This is a genomic window from Sodalinema sp. (assembly GCF_046483825.1).
GTDB lineage: Bacteria > Cyanobacteriota > Cyanobacteriia > Cyanobacteriales > Geitlerinemataceae > Sodalinema.
This window is the reverse complement of the sequence record NZ_JAWOCL010000120.1, coordinates 1-9,173: the sequence shown is the minus strand read 5'-3', so window position 1 is coordinate 9,173 and position 9,173 is coordinate 1. Positions and strand designations below refer to the sequence as shown.

The window sequence follows — 9,173 nt, the reverse complement described above, 5'->3', positions numbered from 1 at the left end:
GGTGTTTTCATGACCCCTCGCTTGGTAATTTCCATCATGTCGGTAATATGGTTAATTTCAGCGTCCACGGCTAAGGCGTTGACGGCTTCGGTGGCGTTTGCTTCGAGTTGCTGACATTTTTTGCAACCGGTTCCGAGAACTTCGATTTTTAAGGGTGTCATCGATTTAGATAGGTTGGGTTGGACAGGAGTTTGAACCGTATTCAGGACTGAACAAGGTTCAGTTTGAGCGGAAGAACGTCGAGCATCACAGGTTTCAATTAAGGGCAACAGTTGTGACTTCAATGCTTGTAGTTCTTGGATTTTGTAGTCAATTTCCTGTTCCTTGAGTTTGAGATGCTGATAGACGCGATCGCAGGAGAGGCGATCGTCTTCTTGCAAGGCGAGAATCTCACGAATTTCTTGCAAAGACAGTCCCAAACGTTTCAGGTGAACAATGAACGTTAAACGTTCGACATCGCGATCGCTAAACAAGCGATATCCACTTGAATTTCGTTGGGGGCTAGGGATTAAACCAATCCGCTCATAAAAATAGAGCGTTTGGTTATTGACTCCAAGCTGTTTGGCGACTTCAGTGACTTTCAGCATCTTCGGTATCAGTCCTTGGCTTTATGCTAAACCCTATACTCGAGTATAATGTCAAGCCCTAACGTCAATTTCCCCCTCAAGGCTCCTAGTGCAACCGCTGAAACCCAGGGCTGAACGGCTCTTCTCGCCCTGGTTGAGACGCGATCTGAGGTCACCTCCCGCCGATGCTATCCCATCACTCCGATGACTCCTCATAGTGGGGAGGGCTATTGATATCCTCTCCGCAATGGGGACAAATAATCACATCAATCCCCCGTTTTTTAGCTTTGCGAGCCGCCAGTTCTTCCGAGAAACCTGACGCTAAAATACCAGCGGGAAGGGCAAATAAGCCAATCCCAAGAATGGCTAAAATCCCCCCGATGATACGTCCGAGAATCGTCACAGGATAGACATCGCCATAGCCGACGGTGGTGAGAGTAATGGTTCCCCACCAAATCGCCGCCGGAATACTGGAAAACACCTCCGGCTGGGCAGGACTTTCTATGAAATAAATTAAGGTTGAAGAAATAAACAACAGAACGACTAAAACAAAAAAACTAACGAACAATTCTTCTTTCTTCAAGCGATAGACTCTTGCTAAAATTGAAAGTGAATCAGTGTAGCGATTGAGTTTTAAGACGCGAAAGAAGCGTATCAGCCGCACACTTCGCCCCAGGCGAAATTGGGGTGAAAACAACGGCAGATATAGTGACAAAAAGAAGGGCAAAATTGCTAACAAATCAATAATGGCTAAGGGCGTAAACATGAATTTGAGTCGCCCTAAAATTGGATGCCGATATTTGGGAATAATCGTACAACTCCAAAGCCGCAGCAAGTATTCAATCGTAAAGACAAAGACACTAAATTGCTCAAAGCGTCTAAACTCTCGATAATAGTGATTAAAAATGGGGTTAACGGTTTCTAGGGCGACAGCAATGGTATTGAGGAAAATAAGCCCTAAAATGAAGAGATCGATAAATTTACCAACTCGATCATCTGGCTCAGCGAGATCTAAAATCTTAGCCACTTTCAGTTTTAAGGGGACTGACTCTGTCATGGATTTTAGCCGGGTAAAGAACATTCCTGGGCAATGAATTCCCTGCATTCCGTATTACACTCGGTTTAGAGGTTGTTCCGCTGACCTTACCGAACTTTCATCTTCTCCTAATTTTGCACAAAAAAAAGTGCCCATTGAGCGAATGTAACTCAACGGGCCAGTAGCCGAGATGGCCTGAGACGTTAGACGTTGAAATGGCGGATTAGATGCCAGCTCCATCAAAAAAGTCTTGCAGGGTATGCTCGCTCAAATTGCAATTGGGAGCGGCGACGGCTCCGACTCGCTCAAGTTGCTGCGAGGTGAGCTGGCCTTGCTTTTCGAGAACCTCGACGTGTTTCTCTAGAGCTTGAATGCGATCGACGAGGGTGCGAATCACTTGAGCTTCTGAGTCAGGGAGTTGGCCATGTTCGAGGGGATTGACACGGACGCCTGAGCGGTACACGACACGCCCAGGAACCCCGACGACGGTGCAATCGGAGGGGACATCTCGCAACACCACCGAGCCGGCTCCAATGCGGACATTATTGCCGATTTGTAGATTCCCGAGAACCTTAGCTCCCGCTCCGACAACGACCCCTTCACCGAGGGTGGGGTGACGTTTGCCGGTTTCTTTACCGGTTCCGCCGAGGGTGACCCCTTGATAAATCAAACAGCCATCGCCGAGAATCGCCGTCTCCCCGATGACAACTCCCATCCCGTGGTCGATAAAGACCCCCTGGCCAATGGTTGCACCGGGGTGAATCTCAATTCCGGTGATGAAGCGGGCAAAATGGGAGATGAGACGCGGGAAAAAGGGCAGTCCCAGATGATGCAGCCAGTTGGCGAAGCGGTGGAAGACCAGTGCTTGCAAACCGGGGTAGCAAAATAGCACCTCAACCCAGTTACGAGCAGCGGGGTCGCGATCAAAGATGATGCGAAAATCGGCGATGAGCGATCGTAGCACAGTAAAAGACCTGGTAAAACAAATCACAGTGATCTATTTTAAATCATGTTTCGGGGTTCTTCAGCGGCGATCGCCGGCGAGTTTCCCCCACTGACCGAACCGAGGCAGTTTAAAATAAAAATCACGGCTCAACGACAGCGTCGGATTCCTTGTCTCTATAGATTTCATGACTTCGCCCCCGGAAACTCCCAAAATTGACCCCAAACCGCCTGAACAGGATGACCGCTATCTTGATGAGGCTCCCTTTGAGGTGGAGATGTCCATCTTCGACCACCTCGAAGAACTACGGCAGCGAATTTTCTATTCCCTAATTGCAGTATTTATTGCCATCATTGGCTGTTTCCTAGCCGTGAAGCCGATTGTACGGCTCCTTGAAGCCCCCGCCAATGGGGTCGAGTTTATCCAAATTCGACCCGGGGAGTTTTTCTTTGTCTCCATCGAAGTGGCCGGCTACAGCGGCTTACTCCTGGCCACCCCCTTTATCCTCTATCAAATTGTCCGCTTTGTGCTGCCGGGGCTAACGCGGCGAGAACAGAAACTCATTGCCCCCGTGGTTCTCGGCTCTAGTGTACTCTTTCTGGTCGGGTTAGTCTTTGCCTATGTGGCTCTGATTCCGGCGGCTCTCAAGTTTTTTGTCAGCTTCGGTGAAGGGGTCGTCGCTCAGCAATGGTCTATTGATGAATACTTCAAAACCATTCTACTGTTGCTATTTAGTACCGGGATTGCCTTCCAAGTCCCGGTCTTGCAAGCGATTCTCGGTGGTTTAGGGATTGTCTCATCCTCGCAGATGCTCTCGGGTTGGCGATATGTGATTCTCACAGCCGCTGTCTTGGGAGCTGTGTTGACTCCCTCCACAGACCCGCTGACTCAAAGTTTGCTCGGGGGAGCGGTGGCGATGTTGTACTTCAGTGGCATTGGTTTGGTCAAAGCGATGGGGAAATAGTCCATAATGCCCTCAATCAATGCTTGGGAGATCACCAATGGACTGGACAGAGTTTGCAATACGCCTGTTAGTGGCGTTCCTATTGGGGTCTGCTATTGGTTTAGAGCGTCAATGGCGACAGCGGATGGCTGGCCTACGGACCAATGCTCTCGTCGCCACGGGTGCGTCGCTGTTTGTGATGCTGTCGGTTCTCACCCCCGATGAAGCCAGTCCAACCCGGATTGCAGCTCAGGTGGTGTCGGGAATTGGCTTCCTGGCCGGCGGGGTAATTCTGCGGGAAGGTCTGACGGTTCGCGGCTTGAACACGGCGGCAACGATTTGGTGTGCGGCGGCCATTGGGACTTTAGCGGGGTCGGGTTATTTTAGCCAGGCCTTGGTGGGGTCGGTGGCGGTGTTGGCGTCGAATCTGATTCTCCGTCCTTTGGGCCATCGGATTAACCAAGAACCCCTTAGAGGGAGTGAGGTGGAACTTTGTTATTACTGTTCCCTAGTCTGTTTGGAGAAGGATGCGGCTCGGGTTCGGGCCTTGTTGCTGCAATCGTTGAGTTTGGGCCATATGCGGCTGCGATCGCTCCACAGTGAAGATCTCGAAACGCACAAGGGCCGGGTTGAAGTCAAAGCCAAACTGGTGACCCAAACTCGCGATGATGAACTACTCGAACAGGCCATTAGCCGTATCAGCTTGGAACCGAGTGTCATTGCGGTTCGTTGGCGGGTGGTGGAACAGGAGTTTGGTTGAATCATGGCTTAGATGTTGACTTAAACATCTGGTTCCCTGTCACCCGATGGCAAAATCTTCTACAGTGTTAACTTTGAGTGCAATTGTTGCTTAGCTTATGTCAGACGAACAACAGACCCCCCAATCCCAGCCAGAATCTCAACCCCAGTCTGAGGCTGAATCTAGCAAGACCCCGAGTTTTGGCTGGAATCTCTATGCCGAAAGAATCAATGGCCGCTTTGCCATGATTGGCTTTGTGGCGTTACTGATTTTAGAAGCGGTGACGGGGCAAACCTTTCTCAGTTGGATGGGTTTCATGTAATTGCCCAAACAATCCGACACCCGGTTTCTACCGGAAACCGAGTGTCTGGCCGCTACCGATCAGTTTTCCTCAACCGTTAACCGATAGCGTCCCCGTCCCGTATCGTCATAACTGTTGACCACCACAATATAGTCTCGGGTTTCGGGTAAACGAACAGTTAACTCAGAGTCGGTGTTTCCTGGACGGATATCATCATTTTGACCAATGAGATTGCCGTCATTATCAAACAAGAGCAAATAGGTATCAAATTCTGAGCTTTCGAGGCGAATCGTAATCGACTGTCCGGCTTGTCCTGAAAATTCATATTGATGGAAAAGACTCCCATCCTCGGGCAAACTGGGATCGCCTGTGCGTAAGACTCCCGTTTCATTGAGTAGCACACGGCCCTGACCACTAGAACTCGGTTGACCACCTTGACTGCGGAGTGTGAGTTCGTAGTCACCGGACTCGCCGCCACGAAAGGAGTTCGCCAGCAGAATATAGGTATCGCTCTCGGGCAGTTGGGTCACAATGCGGGCATCGGTTCCCGGCCCCCCATCGTCATCTTGGGCGACGGAGTTACCGTTGGAGTCGAGCAAAATCAGATAAGCGTCAAAGTCATTCGAGGTGAGATCTAAGGACACGGTTTGTCCGGCCCGTCCTTCAAAGCTGTAGGCGTTGAAGTAGCTGTTATCTCCGGGCAAGACATTGGAGTCTGGCCCCAATGTGCTGCGAATAGGCGGGCCGTTGAGTTCCACGGAACGGGGGGTTTGGGAACCGGGGAGACGACTGCCGGTTCTGGCGGTTTCAGATCCCTGTCCTTGGCGAATGGCGGTGAGGAAGGGTTGGACGTCGCTGATGGGAATGGCGAAACCAATGCCAATGTTGCCGCTTTCGCGACCGACGGAAAAAATGGCAGTGTTGACTCCGACCATTTCGGCGTTGGAGTTGAGGAGTGGCCCCCCAGAGTTGCCGGGGTTGATGGCGGCATCGGTTTGGATGGTTCCTTCGTCGGGGTCGATGCGGCTGATAATGCCGACGGTGAAGGTGGTTTCTAAGCCGAAGGGACTGCCGATCGCAAAGGCCCGCTGCCCGACGCGGACGGAGTCGGGGCTGGCAATGTCGATGGTGGGCAGGTTGCGAGCGTTGCGAAGTTGTAAGGCGGCTAGGTCTTGGCCGTTGGGGTCAAAGCCGAGGATGTCGGCGGTGTATTCGTCGCCGTTGGGGAGGCGGACGGTGACGGTTCGCCCGGAGGCTTGTTGCACGACGTGAGCGTTGGTGAGGACGAGGCCATCGGGGGTGATGATGCTACCGCTACCGCTGGAGTTGCCGGCAACGATGGCGACGACGGCGGGACTGGCTTGGTCGTAAACTCGGATGTTGGTCTGTTCGTCTTGGTTTTGGGCGATCGCCCGCTGGGGGGCCAGTTGCGGCAAGGGGGCAACGATTCCGGTCAGGAGTCCTAGGCTGAGGAGACTCGAAAGGCTATGGCGAAACCAGAAGACAGTCATGATACAACTCGGCAAAGGGATTTGAGGGTGGGTTAACGGACGGGAGTGGGTAAATCTAGGGGTTGTCCGTCGCGGTTATAGACCAGAATATCCCATTGACCATTGAGGTTGGCTTCAAAGGCGACAGTGCTACCATTGGCACTGAGGGTCGGGTTACGGACGGTGGCGTTGAGGTTTTCGGTCAGATTCCGCAATTGTCGGGTCTCCCGGTCATAAATAAAGATTCCTGAGCGACCCTGGCGATTTCCGGCAAATACGATATAGCGACCGTCGGTGGAGACGCTGGGGGTTTCGGCGATGGTGTCGAGGGCGTTGAGTCCGGGTAGGGCGATGGTGCGTTGGTTTTGTTGGTCGTAGAGATAGATATCCTGTCGTTGTTCTCGTTCGGAGACGAAGACGATATACCGGCCGGATATGGACGGGGATAGGTCGGCGGCGGGGGAGTTCAAGCTTCGCCCGGCTGGGTCAACGGGGGTATTCAGTAAACGGGGATAGGCGGCACAACTACTTAGGGTTGAAATCAGGAAACTATAGAGGCTAAAACGCCAGATTGACAATAGCCTTGGTTTGCTTTTTGGGTCAATTCCAGGTTGTTTTTTGTCGTTCATACCTCTTTTTTGAGTAATTCTAATAATTATTATTTAATAATTTATGGCGATTATTGTCGGCGATCAAGTTCGACGTTGGGACCGCGATCGAGGATTTCAATATCCCATTGTCCCCGTCGTCCGGTTTGAAAGACGATGTAGCGACCATCGGGGCTGATTTTGGGGTGGCGAACCCAACCGCGATAACCGCTGCTGAGGACTTGGGTGCGGCGAGTGATGCGATCGTAGAGTTCGATTTCGGGCCGACCGCGATCGCTGGCAAGATAAACAATATAGCGTCCGCTATAACTGAGGCTGGGAGACTCGGCGATCGCATCATCCCGGTTCAAGTTGGGCAGGTTAATAAATTGTTGTCGCTGTAGGTTATACAGCAAGATATTTTGGGTGCCATCGCGACCGGAAACGAAGGCCAGTAAGCGTCCATCGCCACTGAGGGCCGGCTGTTGGTCGCGATAATAGCTATCGAGGGCCGCCGGGGGTTGGGGACCCCTGCCGACGCAGCCGCTGAGTCCACCTAAGCCAAAACTGATGGCGACGGATAGGGCCACGGGTTTGAGTCGCCGTCGCCAGTTCCATCGCCATCGTCGTTGTTGTCGTCTCCGATTTACCACAACTCGGGTTCCGCTGCGATCGCCTTAGCGATCAAACTGATTGGAGTTATCGTCTTCGAGTTCGTCGTCATAGGGATTGGGACCGAAGCGATCGCCATACTCGTCATCGTCGGGGAGTGGATCGTCGTCTGAGACGACCGGAGGCGCCTGATCTCGCAGATTGGGGGTGCGATCGTAGACATCATAGTCGCTGCTACCGCCCCGGTCATCTTGGCTGGGGGGGCTAACGGGACCGCCGCTGGGATCGTCGGCGTAGAAGTCGCTGTAGCGGTCGTCGCTGTAATCGTCGTCTAAACGCGCTTCGACTTGTTTTTTCGGACGAGCGGGACGGCCTTGGGGGGGACGCGATCGCCGACTACTCGTATCAGGCTTACTCGCCGGCCCTGAACTGCGGCCGGGAGGACGACGGGCCGGACGCGGTCCAGCTGGGGCCTCGCCGTAGGGGGCATCATAGACCTCGTCATCGTTCCAATTGCTGTATTTCAAGTCCACCTGACGACTTTTGGCATCGGGTCGAGGTCGGCGTTTGCGGGGCGGGGGACCTTCGCTGGCAGGACTAGTCGGGGGACGACGACCCGTCGGGGGACTCCCTGGACTACGCCGAGTGGGAGGACGACGGGGTTCATCGCTATAGGCCTCTCGCGGCGATCGCCGGGGAACGTCTCGGCTGCCGGGAATGCGACGGGTGGGGGGATAGGGGTCGTAGGGTTCGAGTTCTTCGAGTTCGGCTTCGTACTCGTAGGACTGATAGTCGGGATTCACATCCCGCTCGTCATCCACAATTGGCGCGTTGCGTTTCGCCTGTTGGGTGACGATTCCTCTCATGCGGATGCTTTCAACCGCAAAAAAGACCGCTGAACCGGTCATCAGGAACTGACCAAATTGAAGAATGGGGTCCAGCCGCCATCCTTGGAAAAAGAGAATACCGCCACAAAGCAAGGCTACGGCGGCAAAAAAGATATCGTGATCCCGTGCCAAGTTGGGTCGGGTTGTCCGTAGCAAATACAGGGCAACACCGCACAGGACAAGGACAATGCCCATTAAGCTGCCCCAGCCAAAGCCGTAGGCGACTTGAGCTAGGACGGGGGGAGTATTGATTGCGTGCAGCAGGCTGCTTAAGCCCAGTCCGATGTTTACCATTAGCCTCTCTCCTACTTCAGTCCCCATCTTAGCGACTTACGAGGCGAATCTCCAGGGTCGCGAACGTCCCTGGAGAAGAAGCTAGGTTTTACGGGATAGACTTGACTCACCTGCTGCGATCGCCATCAAAAACGGATCTAAGACCGAGATACTTTGTCTTGTTGGCTCAAGAAAACCAGGGCCACCACGACCGGAATTACAACGATAATTCCGCCAGCCAAGAGGCTATAGAAAAAGTTCATCAAAGAAGGGGTCATATTATTCGCTTCCTTAAAACGAAACGATCAGAAATATTGCTTTACTCAGTGTAACGACTTCTGGGACGCTTGGGAAGGCAACTCTCAGATTTGTCTAGGTGCGGCAAGGCTGGGTTTAGCCCCAAACGAGAGGGCAATTGGGGCGATCGCCGAGGTGGCGATCGAGATACAATGGTCTCAGCCAAAAGTTACAAACCTTAACATTTCAGCCTAAATCAAGCTATGAATACCCTCACCTTAACCAGTTGGACTCTAGGAATTGTCCTAAGTCTGATGACCTTTCTCATGATTATCCGCATCATTCTCACCTGGTATCCCCAAGCGGAACTCAACAAATTTCCTTTCAACCTCATTGGCGTACCCACAGAACCGTTCCTGATTCCCACCCGCAAACTCATTCCCCCCCTAGGAGGGGTTGACATTTCCCCCATTATCTGGGTGGGGATTTTCAGCCTCATCCGAGAACTGTTGTTAGGGCAACAGGGGTTGATCACGATGATGCGTTAGGGAATAGGGAA

12 protein-coding genes are annotated in these 9,173 nt (G+C 52.7%); 4 read left to right on the top strand and 8 right to left on the bottom strand.

Features of this window, described 5'->3' with window-relative positions:
* The 3 genes from R6U67_RS07705 to cysE form a co-directional block, all read right to left on the bottom strand.
* Window positions 1-587 (bottom strand): MTH895/ArsE family thioredoxin-like protein (locus tag R6U67_RS07705; protein WP_410252002.1); only part of this gene is annotated, 587 nt, incomplete at its 3' end.
* A gap of 175 nt (window positions 588-762) precedes the next feature.
* Window positions 763-1,623, bottom strand: a complete 861-nt coding sequence (locus R6U67_RS07700) for an ion transporter (protein ID WP_410252001.1) — start codon at window positions 1,621-1,623, stop codon at window positions 763-765.
* Window positions 1,624-1,825: 202 nt separating this feature from the next.
* Window positions 1,826-2,566, bottom strand: a complete 741-nt coding sequence (gene cysE, locus R6U67_RS07695; RefSeq protein WP_068787808.1) for a serine O-acetyltransferase — start codon at window positions 2,564-2,566, stop codon at window positions 1,826-1,828.
* A gap of 166 nt (window positions 2,567-2,732) precedes the next feature.
* On the opposite strand from cysE, the gene tatC reads away from it, so the two are divergent.
* From tatC to R6U67_RS07680, 3 genes are all read left to right on the top strand, one after another.
* Entirely contained in the window at window positions 2,733-3,509 is a 777-nt protein-coding gene (gene tatC / locus R6U67_RS07690) for a twin-arginine translocase subunit TatC (protein WP_410252000.1), read from the top strand.
* A gap of 37 nt (window positions 3,510-3,546) precedes the next feature.
* A complete protein-coding gene (locus R6U67_RS07685) occupies window positions 3,547-4,248 on the top strand; it encodes an MgtC/SapB family protein (RefSeq protein ID WP_410251999.1) in 702 nt (233 codons plus the stop codon).
* Window positions 4,249-4,345: 97 nt separating this feature from the next.
* Complete coding sequence (locus R6U67_RS07680; protein ID WP_410251998.1) at window positions 4,346-4,549, top strand: chlorophyll a/b-binding protein; 204 nt, start codon at window positions 4,346-4,348, stop codon at window positions 4,547-4,549.
* A 59-nt stretch (window positions 4,550-4,608) separates the two neighbouring features.
* Here the strand turns inward: R6U67_RS07680 and R6U67_RS07675 are convergent, their stop codons facing one another.
* The 5 genes from R6U67_RS07675 to psbX form a co-directional block, all read right to left on the bottom strand.
* A complete protein-coding gene (locus R6U67_RS07675) occupies window positions 4,609-6,039 on the bottom strand; it encodes a trypsin-like peptidase domain-containing protein (RefSeq protein ID WP_410251997.1) in 1,431 nt (476 codons plus the stop codon).
* Between the two features lie 32 nt (window positions 6,040-6,071).
* Window positions 6,072-6,596, bottom strand: a complete 525-nt coding sequence (locus R6U67_RS07670; protein WP_410251996.1) for a TolB family protein — start codon at window positions 6,594-6,596, stop codon at window positions 6,072-6,074.
* A gap of 101 nt (window positions 6,597-6,697) precedes the next feature.
* Complete coding sequence (locus R6U67_RS07665) at window positions 6,698-7,177, bottom strand: TolB family protein (RefSeq protein ID WP_410252003.1); 480 nt, start codon at window positions 7,175-7,177, stop codon at window positions 6,698-6,700.
* Window positions 7,178-7,282: 105 nt separating this feature from the next.
* The gene (locus R6U67_RS07660; protein ID WP_410251995.1) at window positions 7,283-8,398 is read right to left on the bottom strand and encodes a Ycf66 family protein; all 1,116 of its coding nucleotides are present in this window, start codon (window positions 8,396-8,398) and stop codon (window positions 7,283-7,285) included.
* A gap of 137 nt (window positions 8,399-8,535) precedes the next feature.
* Window positions 8,536-8,655 carry a photosystem II reaction center X protein gene (psbX, locus tag R6U67_RS07655; protein WP_087705751.1) on the bottom strand — a complete coding sequence of 40 codons (120 nt, stop codon included), beginning with the start codon at window positions 8,653-8,655 and terminating at the stop codon, window positions 8,536-8,538.
* 222 nt (window positions 8,656-8,877) lie between these two features.
* Here psbX and R6U67_RS07650 point away from each other — a divergent pair, with 222 nt between their 5' ends.
* On the top strand, window positions 8,878-9,162 hold the full coding sequence (locus R6U67_RS07650) for a YggT family protein (protein WP_410251994.1): 285 nt from the start codon (window positions 8,878-8,880) through the stop codon (window positions 9,160-9,162).
* Window positions 9,163-9,173 lie beyond the last annotated feature (11 nt).

Excerpts from the sequence above, each read along its gene's own strand:
- R6U67_RS07700 (WP_410252001.1), bottom strand. The coding sequence starts at position 1,623 with ATGACAGAGTCAGTCCCCTTAAAACTGAAAGTGGCTAAGATTTTAGAT.
- tatC (WP_410252000.1), top strand. The coding sequence starts at position 2,733 with ATGACTTCGCCCCCGGAAACTCCCAAAATTGACCCCAAACCGCCTGAA.
- R6U67_RS07685 (WP_410251999.1), top strand. The coding sequence starts at position 3,547 with ATGGACTGGACAGAGTTTGCAATACGCCTGTTAGTGGCGTTCCTATTG.
- R6U67_RS07660 (WP_410251995.1), bottom strand. The coding sequence starts at position 8,398 with ATGGTAAACATCGGACTGGGCTTAAGCAGCCTGCTGCACGCAATCAAT.
- R6U67_RS07680 (WP_410251998.1), top strand. The coding sequence starts at position 4,346 with ATGTCAGACGAACAACAGACCCCCCAATCCCAGCCAGAATCTCAACCC.
- psbX (WP_087705751.1), bottom strand. The coding sequence starts at position 8,655 with ATGACCCCTTCTTTGATGAACTTTTTCTATAGCCTCTTGGCTGGCGGA.
- R6U67_RS07675 (WP_410251997.1), bottom strand. The coding sequence starts at position 6,039 with ATGACTGTCTTCTGGTTTCGCCATAGCCTTTCGAGTCTCCTCAGCCTA.
- R6U67_RS07650 (WP_410251994.1), top strand. The coding sequence starts at position 8,878 with ATGAATACCCTCACCTTAACCAGTTGGACTCTAGGAATTGTCCTAAGT.